At 62.1% G+C, this 23,454-nt stretch carries 20 protein-coding genes and 1 tRNA gene; 9 read left to right on the top strand and 12 right to left on the bottom strand.

Features of this window, described 5'->3' with window-relative positions:
- Positions 1-95: 95 nt before the first annotated feature.
- From BJI47_RS16375 to BJI47_RS16350, 6 genes are all read right to left on the bottom strand, one after another.
- Complete coding sequence (locus BJI47_RS16375; RefSeq protein WP_088944728.1) at positions 96-530, bottom strand: thioesterase family protein; 435 nt, start codon at positions 528-530, stop codon at positions 96-98.
- 3 nt (positions 531-533) lie between these two features.
- On the bottom strand, positions 534-2,213 hold the full coding sequence (gene ettA / locus BJI47_RS16370; protein ID WP_084344622.1) for an energy-dependent translational throttle protein EttA: 1,680 nt from the start codon (positions 2,211-2,213) through the stop codon (positions 534-536).
- Positions 2,214-2,223: 10 nt separating this feature from the next.
- Positions 2,224-3,414: a lipase family protein gene (locus tag BJI47_RS16365; protein WP_088944834.1), complete on the bottom strand. Its 1,191-nt coding sequence runs from the start codon at positions 3,412-3,414 to the stop codon at positions 2,224-2,226.
- A gap of 118 nt (positions 3,415-3,532) precedes the next feature.
- Positions 3,533-4,018: a single-stranded DNA-binding protein gene (locus tag BJI47_RS16360; RefSeq protein WP_088944833.1), complete on the bottom strand. Its 486-nt coding sequence runs from the start codon at positions 4,016-4,018 to the stop codon at positions 3,533-3,535.
- Between the two features lie 209 nt (positions 4,019-4,227).
- Positions 4,228-4,854 (bottom strand): YigZ family protein, encoded by a 627-nt coding sequence (locus BJI47_RS16355; RefSeq protein WP_088944727.1) that lies wholly within the window; start codon positions 4,852-4,854, stop codon positions 4,228-4,230.
- A gap of 35 nt (positions 4,855-4,889) precedes the next feature.
- Complete coding sequence (locus BJI47_RS16350) at positions 4,890-6,632, bottom strand: ABC transporter ATP-binding protein (protein WP_303393531.1); 1,743 nt, start codon at positions 6,630-6,632, stop codon at positions 4,890-4,892.
- Between the two features lie 160 nt (positions 6,633-6,792).
- Here BJI47_RS16350 and BJI47_RS16345 point away from each other — a divergent pair, with 160 nt between their 5' ends.
- Entirely contained in the window at positions 6,793-7,218 is a 426-nt protein-coding gene (locus tag BJI47_RS16345; protein WP_088944725.1) for a MarR family winged helix-turn-helix transcriptional regulator, read from the top strand.
- A gap of 12 nt (positions 7,219-7,230) precedes the next feature.
- On the opposite strand, the gene BJI47_RS16340 is transcribed toward BJI47_RS16345, so the two are convergent.
- The gene (locus BJI47_RS16340; RefSeq protein ID WP_088944724.1) at positions 7,231-9,294 is read right to left on the bottom strand and encodes a cytochrome c oxidase assembly protein; all 2,064 of its coding nucleotides are present in this window, start codon (positions 9,292-9,294) and stop codon (positions 7,231-7,233) included.
- A 255-nt stretch (positions 9,295-9,549) separates the two neighbouring features.
- Here BJI47_RS16340 and BJI47_RS16335 point away from each other — a divergent pair.
- From BJI47_RS16335 to BJI47_RS16325, 3 genes are all read left to right on the top strand, one after another.
- Positions 9,550-9,622: transfer RNA gene (locus tag BJI47_RS16335), tRNA-Arg, on the top strand.
- A 58-nt stretch (positions 9,623-9,680) separates the two neighbouring features.
- The gene (locus tag BJI47_RS16330) at positions 9,681-10,826 is read left to right on the top strand and encodes a N(5)-(carboxyethyl)ornithine synthase (protein ID WP_217808554.1); all 1,146 of its coding nucleotides are present in this window, start codon (positions 9,681-9,683) and stop codon (positions 10,824-10,826) included.
- A gap of 76 nt (positions 10,827-10,902) precedes the next feature.
- Positions 10,903-12,543 carry an MFS transporter gene (locus BJI47_RS16325; protein ID WP_088944722.1) on the top strand — a complete coding sequence of 547 codons (1,641 nt, stop codon included), beginning with the start codon at positions 10,903-10,905 and terminating at the stop codon, positions 12,541-12,543.
- Here BJI47_RS16325 and BJI47_RS16320 read toward each other — a convergent pair.
- From BJI47_RS16320 to BJI47_RS16310, 3 genes are read right to left on the bottom strand one after another with little or no spacing between them, the layout of a single operon-like run.
- Positions 12,499-12,726 (bottom strand): hypothetical protein, encoded by a 228-nt coding sequence (locus BJI47_RS16320; protein WP_088944832.1) that lies wholly within the window; start codon positions 12,724-12,726, stop codon positions 12,499-12,501. The two genes, BJI47_RS16325 and BJI47_RS16320, sit on opposite strands and share 45 nt — an antisense overlap.
- Before the next feature lie 41 nt (positions 12,727-12,767).
- Positions 12,768-13,952: an acyl-CoA desaturase gene (locus tag BJI47_RS16315; protein WP_088944721.1), complete on the bottom strand. Its 1,185-nt coding sequence runs from the start codon at positions 13,950-13,952 to the stop codon at positions 12,768-12,770.
- Between the two features lie 49 nt (positions 13,953-14,001).
- Complete coding sequence (locus BJI47_RS16310; RefSeq protein WP_217808550.1) at positions 14,002-15,114, bottom strand: ferredoxin reductase; 1,113 nt, start codon at positions 15,112-15,114, stop codon at positions 14,002-14,004.
- Between the two features lie 210 nt (positions 15,115-15,324).
- On the opposite strand from BJI47_RS16310, the gene BJI47_RS16305 reads away from it, so the two are divergent.
- Complete coding sequence (locus BJI47_RS16305; protein WP_088944830.1) at positions 15,325-15,966, top strand: TetR family transcriptional regulator; 642 nt, start codon at positions 15,325-15,327, stop codon at positions 15,964-15,966.
- Positions 15,963-16,787 (top strand): alpha/beta fold hydrolase, encoded by an 825-nt coding sequence (locus tag BJI47_RS16300; protein WP_088944720.1) that lies wholly within the window; start codon positions 15,963-15,965, stop codon positions 16,785-16,787. Before BJI47_RS16305 ends, BJI47_RS16300 begins: the two co-directional genes overlap by 4 nt.
- Here BJI47_RS16300 and BJI47_RS16295 read toward each other — a convergent pair.
- Positions 16,784-18,106, bottom strand: coding sequence for an MFS transporter (locus BJI47_RS16295; protein WP_088944719.1), 1,323 nt, complete (start codon positions 18,104-18,106; stop codon positions 16,784-16,786). The genes BJI47_RS16300 and BJI47_RS16295 overlap by 4 nt on opposite strands.
- Positions 18,107-18,239: 133 nt before the next feature.
- Here BJI47_RS16295 and BJI47_RS16290 point away from each other — a divergent pair, with 133 nt between their 5' ends.
- Genes BJI47_RS16290 through cmrA form a run of 3 tightly spaced genes read left to right on the top strand, consistent with a single transcriptional unit; the run spans position 18,240 to position 21,640 of the window.
- Positions 18,240-18,767: a PadR family transcriptional regulator gene (locus BJI47_RS16290; RefSeq protein ID WP_088944718.1), complete on the top strand. Its 528-nt coding sequence runs from the start codon at positions 18,240-18,242 to the stop codon at positions 18,765-18,767.
- On the top strand, positions 18,764-20,800 hold the full coding sequence (locus BJI47_RS16285) for an NADPH-dependent 2,4-dienoyl-CoA reductase (RefSeq protein WP_254900638.1): 2,037 nt from the start codon (positions 18,764-18,766) through the stop codon (positions 20,798-20,800). Before BJI47_RS16290 ends, BJI47_RS16285 begins: the two co-directional genes overlap by 4 nt.
- Before the next feature lie 36 nt (positions 20,801-20,836).
- Positions 20,837-21,640, top strand: coding sequence for a mycolate reductase (gene cmrA / locus BJI47_RS16280; protein ID WP_088944716.1), 804 nt, complete (start codon positions 20,837-20,839; stop codon positions 21,638-21,640).
- Between the two features lie 31 nt (positions 21,641-21,671).
- Here cmrA and BJI47_RS16275 read toward each other — a convergent pair whose 3' ends face one another.
- Positions 21,672-23,417: a helicase HerA-like domain-containing protein gene (locus BJI47_RS16275; RefSeq protein ID WP_088944715.1), complete on the bottom strand. Its 1,746-nt coding sequence runs from the start codon at positions 23,415-23,417 to the stop codon at positions 21,672-21,674.
- Between the last annotated feature and the right edge of the window lie 37 nt (positions 23,418-23,454).

The raw sequence follows: 23,454 nt of genomic DNA, 5'->3' as shown, positions 1-23,454 counted from the left end.
TCGCCGGCGCGGCCGAAACAGCCGCCCGCAACACGAGCCTATCGGGGAACAAGTCGAGGCGGTGCCCTTGTGGGCTAATCGGATTCGGAGTGGGATTACTCGGATTCGGACCGGTCTTCGGACGCGTCGAGGTAGTCGCTGAACACGGCCCTCTCCCGATCCGTTACCGGACGCGGAGCCTGTTCTTTCAGATCGAACATGACCATGACAGCCTCCGCATCGGCGCACAGTGCGCCCTCGACGTCACGAACGAGATGCCGAATACCGTAGGAAGTTCGTCCTATACGCGATATCGACACCTCGATCTGCAACGGCCCCGAGGCGTCGAAAATCGGGCGCAGGAAGTCGACCGTAAGTTTCCTCACGACCGACCCTCCCCGCGCCCCACCCGCAGCCTGCATGCACTCGGTGAGGAAGTGCGCGCGTGCTTCTTGCAGATACTCGACGAATCGCGTGTTGTTGACGTGCCCGAGTCGATCCGAGTCGCTCCAGCGAACCTGGAGGCTGTACCCGAACTTCTTCCCGGACAAGCGTCAGTCCCTTGTCAGTTTGCGGTGCGTGACGCGGTGCGGACGCGCGGCGTCGGCGCCGAGTCGCTCGATCTTGTTGGCCTCGTAGCCCTCGAAGTTGCCTTCGTACCAGTACCAAGCAGCTTCGTTGTCGCCGAAGCCGCCTTCCCACGCCAGGATGTGCGTGCACGTCCGGTCCAGGAACCAGCGATCGTGCGAGATCACTACGGCACAACCGGGGAACTCTTCGAGAGCATTCTCCAGTGAACCGAGCGTCTCGACGTCGAGGTCGTTGGTCGGCTCATCGAGCAGGATCAAGTTGCCGCCCTGCTTCAGCGTCATCGCCAGGTTCAGCCGGTTGCGCTCACCACCGGAGAGAACACCGGCCGCCTTTTGCTGATCGTGACCCTTGAATCCGAACGAGCTGATGTAGGCGCGCGAAGGGAATTCGGTCTGGCCGACCACGATGAAGTCGAGTCCGTCGGAGACGGTCTCCCAAACTGTCTTCTTCGGGTCGATGCCGCTGCGGTTCTGGTCGACGTAGCTCAGCTTGACAGTCTGACCGATCTTCACCTCACCGCCGTCCGGCTCTTCGAGACCGACGATGGTCTTGAACAGCGTCGTCTTACCGACACCGTTGGGGCCGATGACGCCGACGATTCCGTTACGCGGAAGCGTGAACGAGAGGTCTTTGATCAGCACGCGGCCGTCGAAGCCCTTGTCGAGGTTCTTGACCTCGACCACAACGTCGCCCAGACGCGGAGGGGCCGGAATCTGGATCTCGTCGAAGTCGAGCTTGCGAGTCTTCTCCGCCTCGATAGCCATCTCTTCGTAGCGATCCAGACGAGCCTTGCTCTTCGCCTGACGAGCCTTGGCGCCGGAGCGGACCCAGGCCAGTTCGTCTTTGAGCCGCTTCTGTAGCTTCTGGTCCTTCTTACCGGAAACCTCGAGGCGAGCGGCCTTCTGCTCCAGGTACGTGGAGTAGTTGCCCTCGTAGGGGTAGAGGCGGCCGCGGTCGACCTCACAGATCCACTGCGCTACATGATCGAGGAAGTACCGATCGTGAGTGACGGCGAGGATAGCGCCGGGATATGCAGCGAGATGCTGCTCCAGCCACAGAACCGACTCGGCGTCGAGGTGGTTGGTAGGTTCGTCGAGGAGGAGCAGATCGGGCTTGCTGAGCAGTAGCTTGCACAGCGCAACGCGACGCTTCTCACCACCGGAAAGGTTGGTGACGGGCGACTCGGGCGGCGGGCAACGGAGAGCATCCATTGCCTGCTCGAGCTGAGAGTCGATTTCCCAGGCGTCGGCGTGGTCGAGCTTTTCCTGCAGCTCGCCCATCTCCTCCATGAGTTCGTCGGAGTAGTCGGTCGCCATGAGCTCGGCGATCTCGTTGTAGCGCTTGAGCTGCACCATCGTCTCGCCGAGGCCATCCTCGACGTTTTCACGGACAGTCTTGGTGTCATCGAGAACCGGCTCCTGCATGAGGATGCCGACCGAAGCCCCGGGAGCTAGGAACGCCTCACCGTTGCCGGGCTGGTCGATCCCGGCCATGATCTTGAGAATGCTGGACTTGCCGGCACCGTTGGGGCCGACGACGCCGATCTTCGCTCCTGGGTAGAAGCTCATCGTTACGTCGTCGAGGATGACCTTGTCGCCGTGCGCCTTGCGCACCTTCTTCATGGTGTAAATGAATTCCGCCATGTGCGCAAGCCTATCGGTGCGAACGGGTCCAGGCACCATCGCCCGATCGGAGAGGAAGCGAGCGCATTTGCACAGGGTCGAGCAGACGGTGCACGAAAGGCGTCGAGTCGATCATGGAAGCGATCATCGATCCCTCGTGTCCGACGAATTCACCGCCCGAATACAGGTACGGAACGTACGTGACGTCCTGACCGTGCGCGATGAGTCCGGCGACCAGCGGGACCGACAGCGGCGAAGGCACCATCGTGTCGAGGAGTCCTTGGCCGAGGAAGATCGGCCGGTCGTAGCCGTCGACCGGTACTGAGAGATACTCCGTCAAAGCCTCGAACATCTCGGTTCCCGCCACCGGGCGCGAGAGCAGCGCGCCTACCGACCCGTGGTGCTTTCGGAGGTCCCCCGGACAGTTCGCCTCGACATTGCCCACTTCGGAGCGCCCGAAGTCCGTCAGGTAGCTGTCGACATCGAGATCGGGTCTCGATTCGCGCAGCCCCGCGAGCACGTAAGCGGCGAACACGTTCAACCCGTCCAACCCGAGGTCCGGAATCCACGGCCCACCGATCTGAAACGCATATTCGAGGTTCGACGGCGCTCCCGTGGCCACGACTCCGCGATAGTCGAGTTCGGGCGCATAGCTGGTCGCGATGCGAGCGGCTTGCAGTACTGCGTGGCCGCCCTGGGACTGCCCGATCGCCATCCACCGATCCGACAGTGCCGATTCGACGGACCGTGCTGCACGAACCATGTCGATGACGCTCCGTGCCGCCGAGGTCTTCTCGAGGTAGGCGTGTGGCCCGGGGGTACCCAGGCCCGCGTAGTCGGTTGCAACGACGGCATATCCCTCCGAGATCCAGTGGCTCAGATACTGCAGCTGGCGTCCCTGATACGGATTGCGCGACGGCGCACACTGATCTCCGACACCGACTGTTCCGTGTGCCCACGACATGATCGGCCATCCCCCGGCGGGGGCTTGACCGTTCGGTACGAAGACGGTTCCGGAACTGAGCGCGGGCGTACCCGTCGGACCCATAGTCCAGTAAGTGAGGAGGTGGGCTCGGGCTGTACCGGGCAGCCCGGCTTCCGCGGCGAGCGGCTGCACGGAGTGCACTGTTCCCGGCGCGGTGTCGACGAAATTCTGTGTCCTCCCAGAGTCCGCAGTTGCGACTCCCCCGGCGCCGATGCCCAGCAAAATCGAGAGCAACATAGTAAATACCAGTCGCGCCCACCCTCGTGTGTCGGTCCGCATGCGGTAACGATAGCGATGGACGACGAACTGTCGGGCCCGAATGGTTTCGCACGGGCCCGACACGGGTGATGTTCGGCTACACCGCCGCAGCGTGTTCGATCGGCTCGGAAACCGAATCTTCGTCGAGGTCTTCATGCTCGTCGAAGGTGTCGATACCTTCGTCGTGCGTCTCTTCCGGTTCGTCCTGCGGTACCGCCACGGGCCGTGCGCGTTCGACCTTGACGATGCATCGGGCGAGGTCGGGGCCGACGGCGCTGGCCGTCATCTCGAGATCGGACCTTTCGGCACCGTCTCGGGTGGTGTATTCGTTCGTCCTGAGCTGCCCGTAGGCCACCACTGGGTCCCCCTTCATCAGCGATCCGCCGACGCCCTTGACCAGCCGTCGCCAGCAGGTGACACCGAGATACAGCGTGCCGCCGTCGCCCCATTCACCGGTGGCTCGGTCCTGTCTCCGCACGTTACTGGCCATCCGGAAGTTCAGTACTTCGTCACCGGACGCGGTCTGTCTCTTGATCGGATTGGTGATGACTGTCCCTACAACCGCACATTGCGCCTCGTACATCGTCCGTCCCCTTGTCGCTCGGTCATCTATCTGCTCGGTGATCTGTCTGTTCGACGATCCGGTTCGGCAGCGCCGATCCGAGGACACCGACTTTGCCGTGAGCTGCGGGCGAAATGTGATGGGAATCGACATCTGTGGATAGGTACCCCGGTTGTGGACAACGGTCGTTTCCGACGGGGCTTCGGGGCTCAGTGTGTCGGTCGAGCGTGCTAGAGGAGCGCGGACTCGATATATGTGTGTCCGACGACCTCGGGACGGGCCGTTCCCCCGGTCAGGCCGGCCAACATGCCGATCACTGCGTCGACGTCCTCGACCTGAACCGTCATCACCGCACGAGAGCGATAGTCGATGGACACGATGCCGACCCCCCGCGCCCGAAGTTCCGATTCGACTCGGCCGACCTCTGTGTAATCCAGTTGGACCTGCAACAGCTCACGACGCTCGCGCCGCAGGAGTCGGGCGTTTACGAGTGCGTGCGTGACCGCATCTCCGTAGGCCCGGGCAAGCCCGCCGGTGCCGAGCTTGACACCACCGAACCAACGAGTCACGACGGCAATGACATTGGTCATCTCACGCCCGAGGAGGACGTCGAGCATCGGGCCACCGGCAGTACCGCTCGGTTCCCCGTCGTCGTTCGTCCGAAGGATTAGATTGCCCGGCACATCACCGACGACGAATGCCGAACAATGATGCCGAGCAACAGGATTGGCTGAGCGGGCTGCAGTGATCACCGCTCGCGCTGTTTCTTCCGACGCTGCGCGTTCGACCACCGCGAGGAACTTCGATCGCTTGACCTCGATCAGCGCCTCGACGCGATGTTCCACAGTGAAAAACAATGCATCCTCGCCTTCGCAATCGGGGGGACAGAGGGTTACGCGGCAACCTGCTCCGAGTTGGCAGTTTCCGATGCGTGGACGAGCTCGGCGTAGTGGCTGCCCGACGCCGTCAACTCGTCGTGGGTACCGGATTCGAGGATTCGACCGCTGCCGAGAACTGCGATGCGGTCCGCGGATCGTACGGTCGAGAGCCGGTGCGCGATGAGGATCGTGGTGCGTCCCGCCATGAGTTCGTCGAGGGCGTCTTGCAATGCACGCTCGGTCCGAGTGTCGAGGGCGCTGGTCGCCTCGTCGAGTACGAGAATCGGCGGGTTGCGCAGGACGGTCCTGGCGATGGCGAGTCGCTGCTTCTCCCCACCGGAGAATCGGTATCCACGCTCCCCCACCAGCGTGTCGTATCCCTCGTCCAGTGCTGTGATGAACTCGTGGATCTGGGCTATCCGAGCCGCGTGTTCGATCTCGGCATCGGTTGCTTCAGGTTTGGCGAACCGGAGATTCTCGCGGATCGACGCATGGAACAGGTACGTCTCCTGCGATACGACGCCGACGAGCTCGGCCACAGTCGTGGTCTGCAGGTCCCGTAGATCGACGCCGTCGATGGTGATTCGTCCGGACGTCGGGTCGTGAAGCCTCGCAGCGAGGTACCCGAGCGTGGTTTTACCCGAGCCTGTCGACCCGACCAGGGCCAATGTGCTCCCTGCTGGGACCTCGACGTCGATGTCGGTCAATGTCGGTTGCGATGCGTCGGTGTACGAGAAGCAAACATGGTTGAATGCGACGTCGCCGCGTACGTCTTGCCTGGCCAGAACCTTCGGATTCTTCGGTTCGGCGATGTCGATCGGCAGGTCGAGATACTCGAATACCCGGCCGAACAATGCCAGTGAGCTCTGCACTTCGACACCTGTGCCGAGCAGCTGCATGGTCGGTCGGAAGAGTTGAGTCTGCAACGTTGTGAACGCGACGAGTGTGCCCACGGTGAGTGCGCTTCCATTTCCTATGGTCACGCCGGCGAACCAGTACACGAGGGCAGGCATGATCGCGAAACTGATCTGCATGCTGGCCATTCGCCATTTGCCGGCCATCATCGCTTTGAGTTCGACGTCGGCGACTTCGTCGGACCGACTGGCGAACCGATCGGTCAGAACGTGCGCGGATCCGGTGGTCTTGCCGAGCAGGATGCCACTGACGGACAGGGATTCTTCGATCTGCACGGAGAGTTCTCCGAGCAGTCTCTGTCTGGTGACGGAGATCTTTCGGCGCTCGTTGCCGATGCGACGCGCTATCCGGACGAAGACCGGCAGGATCGCCAGCGAAAACAGGGCCAGACGCCAATCGAGGAGAAACAAGGCGACGACGGTCGCTGCCACGGTGGTGACGTTCTGGGCTATCGACGTCGCGGTATTGGTGACGACGGATTGCATTCCACCGATGTCGTTGGCGATCCGAGACTGCACTTCACCAGTTCGGGTGCGGGCGAAGAAGCCGAGCGACTGCTTCTGTAGATGTGCGTAGACGGAGACTCGCAGATCGTGCATGAGCTTCTGGCCGACGCCGCTGGACATCCAGGTCTGCACGACGCCGAGTGTGTTGGTGACGATGGCGACTGCGATCATGCCGACGGCGATCAGCGTGACGAGTGTGACGTCGCGATCAGGGATGGCATGGTCGAGCAGTTCGCGGAGTAGTAGAGGTGAGGCCAGTGCGATGACTGCACTGAGGACGATGATCGCGGTGACGACAGCGATACGTGCTCGGTAGGGGCGGAAGAGTGCGAGCACTCGGCCGACCGGGGCTGGATCGGTGACCGGCCCGGTGTCAGGAGCGGCGACTGCAGATTTCGTGAGTGGGCGTACCAAGAAGACCTCCAGGTTCGATGAACGACATAAAGCAGAGGTTACCTCATTATGAGGTTGCCAGCAATGAAGCTATGCTTCGGACATGCCTACGGGAGACAGCCCGACCATCGCCGATTCGTTCATGGCAGTCGCACGGCGAATACGCCACACCCACATGAATGCGCTCGAGCCGTTCGGTCTGAATCCGTCGCAATCTCGCGCTCTTCACGTCCTTGCCCGCGAGGGGCAACCGATGCGGTTGAGCGCTCTCGCCGACCGATTGCGCATCGTTGCTCGCTCGGCCACGGACATCGTCGACTCGCTCGAATCCGCGGCGCTGGTGATCCGTGAACCGGACCCGCAGGACCGACGCGCCGTACTGGTCTCGTTGACGGACTCCGGGCGCACCCAGCTCGACGCGATCGACTCCGCACGTCGGGCTGTCGCCACCGAACTGTTCGACACGCTCGATGCCGAAGAACGCAAGCAGTTGGCTCGGATCCTCGACAAGATCACCGCGGCCTGGTGAGCTCGAGAAAAGTCAGAGTCCGCTTTCGCGATCACGCTTCGCTAGCTCGGTGAACATGGCGTTGTGGGCGGCCAGATCGGCGTCGTGATCGCGTTCGGCGGCACGATCGGATCGGGTCGCGTTTCGGGTGTCACTGCGGGACCACTGGATCAGCAGCGAGAGCATGACCAGGACGAGCGGTATTTCGCCCGTCGCCCAGGCGATACCCCCGCCCAATTGCTGGTCGCCGAGCAGATCTGCGTTCCAGTCGAGTCCGAGGGAGCGGTAGAACCAGCCGCCCATCACCGTGGTCTGGCTCATCAGCGCCACACCGAAGAACGCGTGGAACGGCAGCGACCCGAACACCATCGCGAGCTTGGTAATGGGTTGGATCGGCCTCGGTGACGGGTCGACTCCGATGACCACCCAGTAGAAGAGGTAGCCGCTGAGGATGAAGTGCGCGTTCATCAACAAGTGAGCTGTGTGGTTGTCGAGGACAGCACCGAAGATCCCACCGAGATAGAGCACGTAGAAGCCGCCGACGAACAGCACTGCGGCAACTATCGGTTGGGTGAGGAATCGGGAGACTTTGCTGTGCAGACCGATCAGCAGCCATTCCCGCAACCCAGGAATTCCGTTTTTCCCTGCTGCCGGCAGAGCGCGTAACGCCAGCGTCAGCGCGCCACCGAGCGCCAGCAGAACCGGGGCAAGCATCGATAGCGCCATGTGCCCACCCATGTGCACGCTGAATACCGCAGACGAGTACTTGCCGACCCCCGAGGATGTGGCGATCAACAAGGTCAGGCAGCCGAGCATGAACGCAACAGTGCGGCCCATCGGCCACGCGTCTCCTCGTTTCCGGAGCCGACGGACGCCGAGCAGATACATCACCGCGAGCAGTATCGACGCGGTACCGAAGATCAGATCGAATCGCCAGTCGAATGCCAGAAGCGCGAGGGTCGGTGGTCCGTCCAGGTTGTAACCCAACGCGGCCTCGGTAAGCGAAAGGTTCGGATTGATATTCGAAGGCGGAGGTGTGCGGCCGAGTCCGACGGCAAGTCCGATCGTCGCAGCGAAGACGAGCACCTCAGCGCCCGCGAATCGGATGAGTGCTCCGCGAGACTCGGGGTCGGCAGCCAGGGCCGGAAGCGACCTACGCCGCTGAATCCACCCGAAGAATCCGAGCACCGTCAACGCCGTGATCTTCCCGAGAACCAGCAGACCGTACGTGGAGTCGAAAAGGTTCGACACCGATACCCGGACGAACGCGTTGATGACACCACTGACGGCCATCACCACGAAACACACAGTTGCGATCGTGGAGAACCGTCGAGTAGCGACATCGGTATGTGCGCCCTTGCGGCGTGCGTGAGCCAACACCGCGAAGAGTCCACCCGCCCACAGCGTCGCCGCGACGAGATGCAGAATCAAGCTGTTGGTTGCAAAGTCGTGTGATCCACCAGAGGACGAATGGCCGGTGGCAGCGATCGGCATCAACGTACCGAGCGCAAACACGAGAAGCAGTGGTGTCCACGACCACCTCAGCACGGCGCGCGACGCGATCGCCAGGAGAACAGCAAGGATCGCAGTCCAGCGCCACGCACTAGCGATCTCGACCTGTTCGAGCGCGACCCACAGGTTGCTCGGTTGGATCGCCGTGGTGAACGGTTGACCCGACGTATCGGACAGGGTCAGCGGGACGAGCACCAAGGCACACGCGGCCCAGATGATCGCTGCCACGGATCCCGTACGAACCGCCCGATAGCCACCGACGTCGAGGACCCCGCTCTTCTGCGGCGGAACCAAGAACGCCGCGAGCAAGAACGAGCCGATAGCAATGGATACGGCGACCTCACCGATCGCGCGCACCGCAGGAAGTCCGTAGACCGTGGCCGGTCCTGGATCCGGAATACCGAGCAGGACCAACGCGTCCGAGGCAGACAGCGTCACCACCAGCGCTGCGACAATGCCTGCTATCGCGCCCGCGGCAGCGAAAACGGACGTCGTCGCCGACCCCGACATAGCCTTGGAACCTGGCCCGGCCTCGGCTCCAGCCATGCTCGACGTCTCGGTCCGATCCACTTCCGGTGCTGCCATACCCTCCAGAGTAGGAGGTCCGCGCCGCGGCGGGAACGCCAGCGCCCGCAACTGCTACGAGCCGTCGTAGATCATGTGGCCCGCGCCACGAGCGAGGCGCGAGAAAAACCCCCTGCTGCGGTCCGCGAAAGCACCACCACGCGAGGAACTCGACACTCTCATCGAGGCGAACCCCTCCGTGCGGATCACCTTGCAATACGGAATGTAGACTGACCCACCGTGCTCGGACGGATTTATTTGTGTTGTCCGAGCCACGCCTCCGTAGCTCAGGGGATAGAGCAATGGCCTTCTAATCCATTGGTCGCAGGTTCGAATCCTGCCGGGGGCACTCCAGCCGAGAAGTGAGCACGTCCGATTGTGGTTGACTGAGCTCAACCGAAGGGGCCATAGTGCACCAGCTCACCCTCGGCGTCACGTCACGGTCGAGTAAGCCGAACGAACGCCGACTTCCCATTCACCCGCTCCATCTCGATCGCATCGCCGCCGACCTCAGAGCTCGAATGTATTTCGAAGCTGGGTACGGCGAGCCGTTCGGAATCTCCGACGACCATATCGGCACACTCGTTGCCGGCATTCGTACTCGCGAAGAACTCGTCGCAGAATGCGATGTGATTCTGCTCCCGAAGCCACTTGCCGAGGACCTCGGGACGCTGCGACCCGGTCAAGTTCTATGGGGGTGGCCGCACTGCGTGCAGGACGAGAAGTTGACGCAGATCGCTATCGATCGCAAGCTCACCCTCATCGCGTTCGAGGCGATGAATCATTGGACCTCGGAGGGTTGGTTCAACCTTCACGTCTTCCACAAGAACAATGAGCTCGCCGGATACTGCAGCGTCCTTCATGCGATGCAGCTCGTCGGTGTGACCGGGGACTACGGCCGCCGACTTCGCGCTGCAGTCATAGGTTTCGGAGCAACTGCTCGCGGCGCTGTCACGGCACTCAACGCGCATGGCATTCACGACGTGGATGTCCTCACCCAGCGCGGAGTAACCGCTGTCAGCTCACCCATACATTCCGCACGCATCGTCAATTTCGACTTGGACGGCGACAATCCGCGCCGCAGCCGCGCCTTGACCGAAACAGGCAGGGTGCCGCTGTCCGGGTTCCTCGGCGATCACGACATCATCGTCAACTGCGTACTGCAGGACACCAACGCGCCGTTGACATTCCTGATGAACGACGACTTACCGTCGATCAATCCGGGAACGCTCGTTGTCGATGTGTCGTGCGACGAGGGAATGGGGTTCGAATGGGCCCGGCCGACCTCGTTCACCGATCCCATGTTCACCGTCGGCGACAACGTTCGGTACTACGCAGTCGACCACAGTCCGTCCTATCTGTGGGACTCCGCTACATGGGAAGTCAGCGAATCGCTTCTCCCCTATCTTCGGATCGTCTTGGACGGGCCTGCGTCGTGGGACAGTGACGAAACGATAAGGAAGGCAATCGAGATTCGCGAGGGCGTAATTGCCAACCCCAACATCCTTGCGTTCCAACATCGCAGTCCGGAGTACCCACACCCCGCCGTGTAGGCCATTGCCATGAACGCGTCTGGGTTACAACTTTCGATTGATGCGCGTCAATCGACGTGAAATCTAAAGTGACACCGTGACGAAAAGCGAAAAGGCCATTGCAGTCCCTGCGGCTCCACGCGTATCGAAGTGGTGGAGCCTCGTCGTCCTCGCGTTGGGCCTGGCGATGATCGTCATGGACGGCACTATCGTCGCAGTCACACTCCCGACGATCATCGACGACTTGGGCCTGAATATCACCGATGCACAGTGGGTGAACTCGCTCTACTCGATTGTGTTCGCCGCACTGCTGCTGACCACCGGCAATCTCGGAGACCGCCTGGGCAGGCGCAACATATTCATCGTCGGCATCGCACTGTTTCTGGCCGGCAGTTTCTGGGCCGCGAAGTCCGGCAGCGCGGAGATGCTCATCTCCGCGCGTGCACTTCAGGGCGTCGGCGGCGCGTGCATATTGCCATCCACGCTTTCTACGGTCAACGCGACCTTTCGAGGCAAGGACCGGGCCGCCGCGTTCGGTGTCTGGGGTGCGGTCATGGCCGGTGCCGCCGCTATCGGCCCGCTGCTCGGAGGCTGGCTCACCAGCGCGTTCAGCTGGCAATGGATCTTCTACGTCAACGTCCCCATCGGCGTTGTCCTGATAGTCGCGGCGGTGGCCGTCGTCCCCGAGACCCGCTCCAGTGACAACCGCCCCGGCTTCGACATGGATGGGCTGTTGCTCAGCGCGATCGGTTTCGGTGCGCTGGTCTTCGCGATAATCGAGGGCAGTTCCCTCGGTTGGTGGCAGCCCCTCCAAGACTCGAGTCTTTTCGGCGTGACGTGGTCGACGGACAAGCCCATCTCGATCGTGCCGGTCTTGTTGCTCGTAGCCGCCGTCGCGCTGACGCTGTTCGTCTTTTGGGAACGCCACCGCGCCAGGGTCGCTCGATCGGCGCTGTTGGATCTGCACATTTTCTTCACCCCCACCTTCAGCTGGGGGAACGTAGCGGCGATGATGATCGCGGTCGGCGAGTTCGGTCTGATCTTCGCGCTGCCGCTGTTCCTGATCAACGCCATCGGCCTCGGCACCCTCGGCGCGGGGTTCGTACTCGCGACGATGGCGGCCGGCGCATTCCTCTCCGGCACCATGGCACGCCACCTGGCGGCCATGATCGGCGCGGCCGGCACAGTCGTTGTTGGCGTCGCACTGGAGATCATCGGTGTGCTGGTTCTCGCTGTGGTCCTCAGCGCAGACACCTCCCCCGTCACGATCGGCGCTGTGCTGGTGATCTACGGCGTGGGCCTCGGCCTGGCATCCGCGCAACTCACCAGCACCGTCCTGGCCGACATCCCGGTGGACCTGTCCGGTCAGGGTTCTGCCACGCAGAGCACCGTCCGGCAAGTTGGCTCGGCGCTCGGCTCTGCGGTAGTCGGTGCCGTGCTGTCGGTGGGGCTGGCCCACTATCTTGGCGGGATCGAAGGTCCGGCGGAAAAGTTCGCCGATGCCACTCGAGAGTCCGCAGGTGGCGCGATCACCGGATTGCGCGAAAGCCACGCTCCCGACGAAATCGTCCGGCAGTTGTCCGAGGCTTTCGCTTCGGCGACTCAGTGGTCATTGTTCGCCGCACTCTCATTCCTCGTCTTCGGCCTGGTCGCCTCCCTACGTGTACTCGAGGTCTCACGTAGGGAGCGACCCTCAGCGGCTCTCGAACTCTCCGTTGATGACCGTGCCGCCCGGTGAATCATCTCGGGCCTTGCGTGCAGCCTCACGCATTTCGACACCGTCGGAGACCCAGTCGCCGATCTCGCGGGTCACATCGCGCACTGCTCCGGCGATGATGACAGCGATTTTGCCGACGTGTGTGGCTGCGGACTCCGTCAATTCCTGAATTGTGTCCTTGTTGCGCTCGAACTTCCCTACCACCTCTGGCCACCCCTGATTCGGTCGGAACTCGGCTCCGGTCACTATGCAGCTACCTTCTTGCGCTCGACGATAACACCGACTGATGGCTTCGCACCGGTGAGTGAATTGGGCAGTGCGAGCTTGAAAATCTTGCCCCAGACGGACCCGATCTGGTTGAAGAACCCACCGGAGTTGTACGGAAATCCGTACTTTTCGCAGAGCGCTTCGACCTCGGGGGCCAACTCCGGGTATCGGTGCGCAGGTAGATCGGGGAAAAGGTGGTGCTCGATCTGATGCGACAGATTGCCGGACATGATGTGGAACAGCGGACTTCCCTCGATGTTCGCGGACCCAAGCATCTGGCGGACATACCACTCACCCTGCGACTCGTCGGATGTCTCGTTCTCGGTGAAGGTCTGCACGCCGGTGGGAAAGTGCCCACAGAAAATGATCGAGTAGGTCCACAGGTTCCGCATCAGGTTCGCCCCGACGTTTCCCACGGCTGTGGAGGCGAAGAATGGCCCGCTCAGCGCTGGGAAGATGAGGTAGTCCTTAAGAACCTGTTTGCCTGCTTTACGCCACATGCCCGCCAGCAATGGCTGGACGTCGTGCCATTTGCGCTTGCCCTGGACGACGTTCTCGATCTCCAGATCGTGGAGCATCACGCCCCATTCGAAGAGCAGCATCAGGAAGAACGCATACACCGGGTTGCCGAGGTAGTACGGATTCCACTTCTGCCCCTCGTCCATGCGAAGCAGGCTGTATCCGATATCGCGGTCCTTGCCGACGATATTGGTGAAGGTGTGGTGCATGTAGTTGTGCGAGTGCTTCCACTGATCGGCCGGGCATACCGTGTCCCATTCGAAGACCTGGGAGTTGAACTCCGGCTCACGCATCCAGTCGTACTGACCGTGCATGACGTTGTGCCCGATCTCCATGTTGTCGAGAATCTTCGACAGCCCCAGTGCACCGACTCCGGCCAGCCATGCCGGCGGCAGGAACGGTAGATACATCAGGGCGCGGCCAGTAATTTCGAGCCCGCGCTGCGCCTTGATGACCTTGTAGATGTACTCCCGGTCCTCGCTGCCGAGCTTCGCGACGGTGCGAGCTCGCATCTCGTCCAGCTCGCGGCCGAGCTCTTGGACTTGTTCGTAGGAGAGCGTTGTGGGCACGGGTTGCTCTCGGGGCGAGTCCGAAGTACTCATGAATGGCAACAGGGACAACGATGGTGATGGAATTCCGAACATTGAACACTCTCCGTTTCGGATCGATGTGTAGCGGCGCGCGGTGAACTGCTCAGATCTCGATGGCGACATCACCGACCGGCACCGAGACACACAGCTGGATCTTCTTGTCCGGCTCACTGTCCGTCTCACCGGTTTTGATGTTTTTGGTACATCCGGATGTCTTGACCGAGGTGCAGGTGAAACAGATCCCCATCCGACATCCGTATGCGGGGGTCAGACCCGCCTCTTCGGCCTGCTCGAGAAGTGTCAGACCGGAGTTGTCACCGACCTTGCCGCTCTCGGTGAAGGACACCTCGCCTTCGACGTCGCCGGTGACCACTGCCAGGGGCGGCGCAAATTCTTCGAGGTGAAGACGGTCTTCGAGACCCAGATCGGCATACACATTTTCGACGCCACGCATCAGTCCGGGCGGGCCGCACAGATACGTCTCGGCGTCCGCGTACCAAGGTGCGGCGGATCGGAGGTGCTCGGCGCCGAAGAAGCCGTGCAGATCGCCGCCTTCCTCCTGATCGGTGTAAGCGAACACGATGCGGATGTTGTCGCGTCCTGCTGCAATGGCGTCGAGCTCACTCCGATGAGAGACGTCGCTTTCGGTGTACGCGTAGTGCAAGAAGGTGAGGTCGCCGCTGTACCCCTCGTCCAGCAGCGTCCTCAACATCGACAGCACGGGAGTGATTCCGCTACCGCCGCTGATGAGAAGTACGCCGGCCGGCCTTGGCCGCGGGAGGTGAAAGGTCCCGCCCGCCTGGGAAAGACTGACAACCAGCCCCTCGCGGGCGTTTGCATGCAGATACCGAGAGACCAACCCTTCCGGATGCGCCTTCACGGTCAGTTCGATTCGACCGTCATCGCGGTACTGGGAGCAGCTCGGCGAGTAGCAGCGGGTGTGACGGACACCGTCGATGACGACTCCGACCTGCACGAATTGACCTGCCTCGAAACCTCGCCACTGCTGCGTTGGGCGCATTGTCAAGGTCACCGTGTCGCGAGTGGAGCGATGCACCGCGGTGATCTCGGCGCGAAGATCGCGGACCGTGGTCATCGGGTCGACGAGTTCCAGATAGCGATCGAGCGCGTGCGGGGTCGCCATCGCCTCGAACAAGGACAACAGAGAGAAAGTGCTCGGCAGCCGCGATCTTCGCGACTTCTGATGAAGTGTCATTTCGCCTCCCGGTACCGGTCGAAACGGCAGAACCATTTCAGTGTACGGATGTGCACTAGAATGAGTGTGGCAGATCGACACCCCGAGCTGTCAACGTCAATGTGACAGCAAGAACAAATACGCGCACGGTATGACGTGCATCACGTCCCTGGAAGAATCGAGCTCAGGACCGGGAGTACGCGCTCAGTGGACAGTCATAAACTCGAACCCGTGACAGAACCGGGCACCCGAGCCGAACGCAAGGAACGCACCAGGAAGGCGCTCATGGACGGCACTCTCGAACTGCTGAGAGATCGCTCCTTCGCAAGCGTGAGTCTGCGCGAGGTGGCTCGATCGGCGGGGATCGTTCCTACTGCGTTCTATCGCCACTTCTCATCGATGGAAGACCTGGGTGTCGCCCTGGTCGAGGATTCGATGCGAATGCTGCGACAAATGTTGCGCGACGCGCGTAAGGATCCGAGCGTCAAGAATGCGGCCGAATCGTTCGCGATCCTGGTTCGGCAGATGCGTAGCCACGAAGAGCAGTTCCGATTCCTCTCTCGAGAACGATACGGCGGCGTCACCGCGGTACGACAAGCATTCGCGACCGAACTGCGAATGTTCGTCAGCGAGTTGACCGTCGATCTCGCCCGCATGCCAGGTCTTGCGGCATGGGATGTCGCCGACTTGGAGATGGCTGCGGACCTCATCGTCTCCACGATGTTGACCGCGACCGTCGGCCTGTTGGAGATCGACCGCCAAGGAAGCCCGGAAGAACAAGAACTGGTGCGCCGCACCGAGCAGCAAGTCCGCCTCATCGTGCTCGGCATGGGATCGTGGAATCCGCGACACCGAGTGGAAGGAAACCGATGACGATGGAGACCATCACGATCGACGACCTCGTGTTCGACGTTCGGGTCGAGGGTCCCGACGATGGAACACCGGTCGTCCTGCTGCATGGGTTTCCGCAGACGTCGCTCGCCTGGAAAGAGGTAGCTCCTCGTCTGCACACCGCCGGTATGCGCACACTCGCCTCCGACCAGCGCGGCTACTCCCCCGGAGCGAGGCCGTCTGGTGTCGCGGAATACACCTCGGGCAAGCTCGTCGCCGATGTTCTCGGGTTGCTCGATGCGGTCGACCTCGAGTCCGCGCACATCGTCGGCCACGACTGGGGTGCGGCAGTGGCGTGGCAGTTGGCCGCCAGGCATCCCGAGCGCGTACGTTCCCTCACCGCGGTCTCGGTGCCGCACACAGCCGCGTTCGGTTGGGCACTGCGCGAGGACGAAGATCAGAAGGCACGCTCGAGCTACATGCAATTGCTTCGAATCGAGGGAAAAGCCGAACAGGTGCTCTTGGAGCACGACGCCGCTCGATTGCGTGCCATGTTCGGCAGCAGCTGTGCTGTCGACAGCTACGTCGAGCACCTCAGTGGACCCGGCGCTCTGACTGCAGCTCTCAATTGGTACCGCGCGATGACGAGCGACTTCGGTCGTCTCGAATCCGTCCAGGTCCCCACTACTTACGTGTGGAGTAATCAGGATTCTGCGATCGGCCGCGCCGCCGCGGAACGGTGCGCAGAGTTCGTCGACGCCGACTACACCTTCGTCGAACTGGACGGCATCTCGCACTGGGTACCCGAGGAAGCTCCCGAGCGGCTCGCGGACGAGATCTGCACACGCGCCTTATCGAGTTAGACCTTGTCCGGCGCCTTCACTGCCAGTAGCGCACCGAGGCCGACCGCGAGGACCACGAGCAGTCCACCGATCCCGGCGCGGTCCGAATCGAACAGCCAGACGAAGAGTCCGAACAAAGTGGGCGCGAGGAACGACACTGCTCGGCCCGTCGTAGCGTAAAGGCCGAAAAATTGTCCTTCCCTCCCTGGTGGAGCCAATCGCGCCAGGTAGGTACGTGAAGAAGACTGTGCGGGTCCGACGAACAGGCACAGGACGAGACCGAAGACCCAGAACATCAGTGGGCCGGACACGAAGAGCAGTACGACGCCCGCGAAGATCATCGACGCGAGCGAGAGGACGATGACCGTTTTCGGGCCGACCCTGTCGTCGAACCGTCCAGCACTGATCGCCCCGAGTCCGGCGACCACGTTGGCCGCGACGCCGAACAACAACACATCTGCCGTCCCGATGCCGTACACGCTCACTGCGAGTACCGCGCCGAAGGTGAAGACCCCGGCAAGACCGTCACGGAACAACGCACTCGCGGCAAGAAAATAGACACTGCGCCGATCCACCGACCACAGTTCACGGAGATCCCGAAACAGCACCTTGTAGGACTCGGCAATTCCTGCTTTGGCGGCATCCGGATCTGCACCCGTCGGCGGTAGTTCCGGCACCGCGAGGAAAACCGGAATGGCCGATACGGCGAACCACACGGCTGCAAGAAGGGCAACGAAACGGATGTTCAGCCCGCCGTCGGTCGTCAGACCGAACAGGCCACGAGTATCTCCATCGCCGGTGATGAAACCGAAGTAGCAGATCAGCAGCAGCACGATGCCACCGAAATAACCCATGGACCAACCGAATCCAGAGACCCGGCCGATGTTCTGCGGCGTCGAGACCTGGCGAAGCATCGAGTTGTACGGAACGCTGGCCAGTTCGAACAGAATCGAACCGAAAGCCAGCAGTACCAAACCGAGCCACAGATAGTGGTAGTCGTCCTTCACGAAGAACAGGCCCACCATGCTCAGAACGGTCAGCCCGGTCAGAATTCCCAGGGATCGCTTTCGACGCCCACGGGCGTCGAACCGCTGCCCGGAGATCGGGGCCAGGACAGCAATGAAGACCCCAGCCAGGCCGATCGACCAACTGAACCATGAGGTCGCCGAAATGGAACCCGGCAAGTCATCGCCGACCGCGTCGGTGAGATAGACCGAGAACACGAAGGTCAGGATCACGGCATTGAACGCGGCCGATCCCCAATCCCAGATCCCCCAGGCGAATACCTGCTTTCGGGTCGTCGCGACGCCCACGACGGCGGCATTCGCCTGTGCACTCATAGCGGAAGCCTAGGCGAGGGTCCCGCGTCGGGCGTCCCACTCGGGTATCGAGTCGACGTACCACTTCCGGCCGAGAGCGCGGCCGTTATGCACTTAGTTGCATAAGCAATTCGTTGCATACATACTTTGCTGCGTGGCACTCGAACACGCACTCCTCGTTTCCCTCACCGAACTGTCGGGGTCGGGGTACGAACTCGCCCGCCGATTCGACAAATCGATCGGCTTCTTCTGGAGTGCCACCCATCAACAGATCTACCGAGTACTGACGCGAATGGACGGCGCGGGTTGGGTGGTCGGCACCGCGGTGGCCCAGGAAGGACGACCGGACAAGAAGGTCTATTCCGTCAGTGCCGAAGGTAAGGCGGAACTCGACAGGTGGATCGCCGAGCCGACCGACCCCGCAGTTCTCCGAGACGAGCTGGCTGTCAAGATCCGCGGAGCCGCTCTCGGTGACATCGCGGCACTGAAGGTGGAAGTACGACGCCATCGCGACGTTCATCTCGAGCGCCTGCAGTTGTATCGATTGATCGACAAACGTGATTTTCCCGCTCCTGCAAGTCTTGTCGGAGCGGCCTTGCACCAATATCTGGTGCTCCGCGGTGGAATTCGAGTCGAGGAAGGTTTTGCCGAATGGTGCGAAGAAGTGTTGGAGAAGCTGTGAGCTCAACCGGTCGGTACCCAATCCTTTTGTCTCCGTTGAAGGTCGGCACGACGACGCTGAAGAACCGCGTCATCATGGGATCGATGCACACCGGGCTCGAGGACCGTGGCCGCGACACCGCCCGGCTCGCCGAGTATTTCGCCGAGCGCGCCAGAGGTGGCGTGGCACTGATCATCACTGGTGGATATGCGCCGAACAGAACCGGCTGGCTGTTGCCGTTCGGGGCCAAACTCACTAATCGGATCGAAGCCCGACGGCACCGACGCATCACCGACGCTGTGCATCGTGAAGGCGGGAAAATCGCCCTGCAGATCCTGCATGCCGGCCGCTATTCCTATCAGCCCTTCTCAGTATCGGCGTCGTCGATCAAGGCTCCCATCAACCCGTTTCGACCGAGAAGACTTTCCTCTCGTGGGGTTCGATGGCAAATCCGCAATTACGTGCGCTGCGCGCGCCTGGCACAGTCGGCGGGGTACGACGGTGTCGAAATCATGGGTGGCGAAGGCTATTTCATCAATCAGTTCCTCTCCGAGCGAACCAATCGTCGCCGCGACGAATGGGGTGGCAGCCCGGAGAATCGCCGACGGATAGCCGTGGAGATAGCAAAGAAGATACGCGCCGCAGTGGGTGCGGACTTCCTGGTCGTGTTCCGCCTGTCGATGGCCGATCTGGTCGAGCGCGGGCAGAGCTGGGACGACATCGTCGCACTCGCGCAGGAGCTGGAGCGGGTGGGAGTCGACATGATCAATACCGATATCGGATGGCACGAATCGCGGGTGCCGACCATTGTCACCTCGGTACCCCGCGCCGCATTCGTGGACATCACGGGAAAACTCGACAAACATGTCGGGATCCCGGTGGCCGCATCCAATCGCATCAACATGCCGGAGACAGCTGAAGCGATTCTCGCGCGCGGGGACGCCGAGCTGATCTCGATGGCCAGGCCGATGCTCGCCGACCCGTTCTGGGTGCGCAAGGCCGAAGCAAACGCTCCCGCCAGCATCAATACATGCATCGCGTGCAACCAAGCATGTCTGGACCACGCGTTCGCCCGCAAGACAGTCTCGTGCCTGGTCAATCCCCGAGCCGGTCGCGAGGTCGAATTGCAGTTGCTCCCCGCACGAAAGACGAAGAAAATCGCCGTCGTCGGGGCCGGGCCCGCAGGGTTGTCCGCGGCTCTCGAATCGGCGCGACGTGGCCACGAGGTCAGCCTCTTCGAGTCACGCCCGCAACTCGGCGGGCAGTTCGGCATCGCGGCGCTCATCCCCGGCAAAGAAGAGTTCGCCGAGACTATTCGATACTTCACCACCTCGCTTCGCGAGCAGAACGTCGCGGTACACCTCGGGCGCAAGGTCACTGCAGCCGAACTCCTCGCCGGCGGATACGACGAGGTCGTCATTGCGACCGGCGTAGTTCCCCGAATTCCGTCCATCCCCGGTATCGACCATCCGTCGGTGCTGTCCTACGCCGAGGTCGTCGAAGGGGGCATGCACGTCGGTAAGAGGGTGGCCGTGATCGGTGCGGGCGGTATCGGCGTCGACGTATCGGAGTTCCTCACCACCGACGCCTCACCGACGCTCGATGTGAAGGAGTGGAAGCAGGAGTGGGGCGTAACCGAACCCGAGGCCGCGCCCGGTGCGCTGACAACCCCGATTCCGGCCGCGTCTCCCCGCGAGGTGTATTTGCTGCAACGTAAGAGCGGGAGGATCGGGGCCGGACTGGGTAAAACGACTGGCTGGGTCCACCGCGCAGCATTGAAGGCCAAGGGCGTGCATGAACTGTCGGGCGTCAACTACGAACGTATCGACGACGGCGGTCTACATATTTCCTTCGGTGAGAAGCACGAACGGCCTCGAACTCTCGAGGTGGACACCATCGTTGTCTGTGCAGGCCAGGAGTCAGTCCGTGACCTGGTAGACGAGTTGGCTGCATCGACTATGAAGACGCACGTCATCGGTGGCGCGGACCTCGCCACCGAACTCGACGCCAAACGTGCAATCGAGCAGGCCACTCGGCTTGCGATGAGCATCTGAGGAGCCGAGGGCCCCGCTGCGCTAGCCTGTCTCATCGTGAGCCTGCCCAGTCCTTCCCCTGATGCCCGTGCCGTCGTCACCGGCGCCTCCTCCGGAATCGGAGAGGCCCTGGCCACCGAGTTGGCGAGGCGAGGACACTCGCTTGTCCTCGTTGCTCGTCGGGGTGAGTTGCTCGAAGCGCTTGCGACGAAGCTTCGCGCCGATCACGGCGTGACGGTCGAGGTTCGCGCCGTCGATCTCGCGGATCGTGTTGCTCGTGCGACACTGTCGACCGAGCTGGCCGGACGTCCGATCAGCATCCTGTGCAACAACGCAGGAATAGCGACGTTCGGCCCCCTCGCGCAGCTGGACCCTCAGTACGAGCGCGATCAGGTCGAGCTCAACACCGTTGCGGTGCATGATCTTACGCTCGCCGTCCTGCCCGGAATGATCGCGCGCGGCAGCGGCGGGATTCTGATGACCGGTTCAGCTGCGGGCAACATGGCAATACCGAACAACGCCACCTATGCGGCTTCGAAGGCCTTCGTCAACACGTTCTCCGAATCCCTGCGCCTCGAACTCAAAGACAGCGGAGTGCACGTCACGCTCCTGGCCCCCGGCCCCGTCCGCACCGAAACACCCGATCCCGCCGACGCGTCCATCGTCGACAAGCTCGTCCCGGATTTCCTGTGGATCGACAGCACCTACACTGCGAAGTTGTCGCTCGACTCGCTCGCCACGAACAAAATGCGCGTAGTACCGGGACTCCTCAGCAAGGCCATGTCCGTTGCAGGCCAATACAGCCCACGTGCAATTTCCGCGCCCATCATCGGAGGCTTCTACAAGAAGCTCGGCGGGTAGGAGGCCGCAGCTCCGACAACGATGCCGGACGTCAGCGCTTACGCCGCCGCCCGGTACCGAAGATGCTCCGCGATATCTCGCGGCCTGCCGCGGACGCCGCAGATCGCAGGAAGCTCTTCATGGCCGGATTGTCCATGATGCGCTCGGCGGCCGACGGCCCTTGCGGTTCCTCTCGCGGCAAGTCCGGTAGGTCCACCGGGAGTGGCGGTACGTCCAGGACCGGGTCCGTGTTCGGGGCATCGGACACCCGCGCTTGCAATCGCTCGTAGGCGGAGTCGCGGTCGATCGTCGCACCGTACTTCGACGTCAACGTGCTGGCGGAGGCGGAGGCCGAGATCGCGTCGTTGCCGATAGTGTCCATCAGCGAGCGTGGTGGACGAATCTTCGTCCACGCCACCGGCGTCGGGGCACCTTTCTCGGAAAGCACAGTCACAATCGCTTCGCCGGTACCGAGTGAAGTGAGGGCCTTCTCGAGATCGTAGACATCGGTGGTGGGATAGGTCCGGACAGTCTTGTTCAAAGCCTTCTGATCGTCTGGTGTGAACGCACGCAACGCATGCTGAATTCGTGCGCCGAGCTGAGAGAGAACCTCGTTGGGGATGTCCGTCGGTAGTTGAGTGCAGAAGATCACGCCGACACCCTTGGATCTGATGAGCTTCACGGTTTGTTCGACCTGTTCGAGAAACGCCTTGGACGCATCGGCGAACAGCAGGTGCGCCTCGTCGAAGATGAAGACCAGTTTGGGCTTGTCGATGTCCCCCACTTCGGGCAACGTCTGGAACAAGTCGGCGAGAACCCACATCAAAAATGTGGAGAACATGACCGGTCGCGACGCCTGAGCACCCAGTTCGAACAGTGTCACAATGCCTTTGCCGTCGCCGTCGACCCGCAGCAGGTCCTCGGTCTCGAGTTCGGGTTCGCCGAAGAAGGTGTCGCCGCCGTCGGCCTCGAGATTGACGAGCTCGCGAAGGATGACTCCGGCAGTCGCCGCCGATACTCCACCGATGCCCTTGAGATCGACCTTGCCTTCGTCCGAGGTCAGGTGTGTGATGACCGATCGCAGATCCTTGAGATCGAGCAGCGCCAACCCTTGTTTGTCGGCCCAGTGAAAAATGAGCCCCAGGGTGGACTCCTGAGTCTTGTTCAGCTCCAGCACTTTACTGAGCAAGATCGGCCCGAAAGCGGTGATCGTTGCACGGACCGGGACACCGATACCACCGGTTCCGAGAGAGAGGAACTCCACTGGGTAGCCCGTGGGCACCCAGTCCGATTCCCCGCAGTCGACGGCGCGGCTGCGTATCTTCTCGTTGTCTGCCCCCGGTACCGACAACCCTGAGAGATCACCTTTCACGTCGGCCATCACCACCGGAACTCCCGCGGCGGAGAGCTGCTCGGCGATGCCCTGAAGGGTCTTCGTCTTCCCGGTGCCCGTAGCGCCGGCCACCAAACCATGACGATTGAGTGTCGCCAGAGGAATTGCGATGCGAGCCGACGGGTCGCTGACGCCGTCGAGCATTACCGATCCCAGCTCGAGCACTGCGCCGTGCGATGCGTAGCCCGCCGCGATCGACGAGGTCACGCCCCCCGTCGGAGAGGAGGTCCCGGTCGCGCCTGCGGCGGCCTCCGCGTCGATCGCTTCCTTCTCGGCGGCGTCCGCTGCTGCGGCAGCCTCTCGCGCGATTCGGGCTGCTTCGAGTGCGACGGCTTTGGCTGCCTTTGCTTTCTCTGCAGGCGTCGAGGGCACCCCACCGCCCGCCGAATTCGGATCGACCGTCATCTTCCGTCCTCCTTGACACAGCTCATCTCGCAGTTGA

It is taken from the genome of Rhodococcus sp. 1168 (assembly GCF_002091955.1).
Classification (GTDB): Bacteria; Actinomycetota; Actinomycetes; order Mycobacteriales; family Mycobacteriaceae; genus Rhodococcoides.
The sequence above is the reverse complement of the archived record's forward strand: the minus strand, read 5'-3'. Positions and strand labels throughout refer to the sequence as shown.

Coding starts and splice junctions, on each gene's coding strand:
- ettA (WP_084344622.1), bottom strand. CDS start 2,213: ATGGCGGAATTCATTTACACCATGAAGAAGGTGCGCAAGGCGCACGGC.
- BJI47_RS16365 (WP_088944834.1), bottom strand. CDS start 3,414: ATGTTGCTCTCGATTTTGCTGGGCATCGGCGCCGGGGGAGTCGCAACT.
- BJI47_RS16360 (WP_088944833.1), bottom strand. CDS start 4,018: ATGTACGAGGCGCAATGTGCGGTTGTAGGGACAGTCATCACCAATCCG.
- BJI47_RS16345 (WP_088944725.1), top strand. CDS start 6,793: ATGCCTACGGGAGACAGCCCGACCATCGCCGATTCGTTCATGGCAGTC.
- BJI47_RS16340 (WP_088944724.1), bottom strand. CDS start 9,294: ATGGCAGCACCGGAAGTGGATCGGACCGAGACGTCGAGCATGGCTGGA.
- BJI47_RS16315 (WP_088944721.1), bottom strand. CDS start 13,952: ATGTTCGGAATTCCATCACCATCGTTGTCCCTGTTGCCATTCATGAGT.
- BJI47_RS16310 (WP_217808550.1), bottom strand. CDS start 15,114: ATGACACTTCATCAGAAGTCGCGAAGATCGCGGCTGCCGAGCACTTTC.
- BJI47_RS16300 (WP_088944720.1), top strand. CDS start 15,963: ATGACGATGGAGACCATCACGATCGACGACCTCGTGTTCGACGTTCGG.
- BJI47_RS16295 (WP_088944719.1), bottom strand. CDS start 18,106: ATGAGTGCACAGGCGAATGCCGCCGTCGTGGGCGTCGCGACGACCCGA.
- BJI47_RS16275 (WP_088944715.1), bottom strand. CDS start 23,417: ATGACGGTCGATCCGAATTCGGCGGGCGGTGGGGTGCCCTCGACGCCT.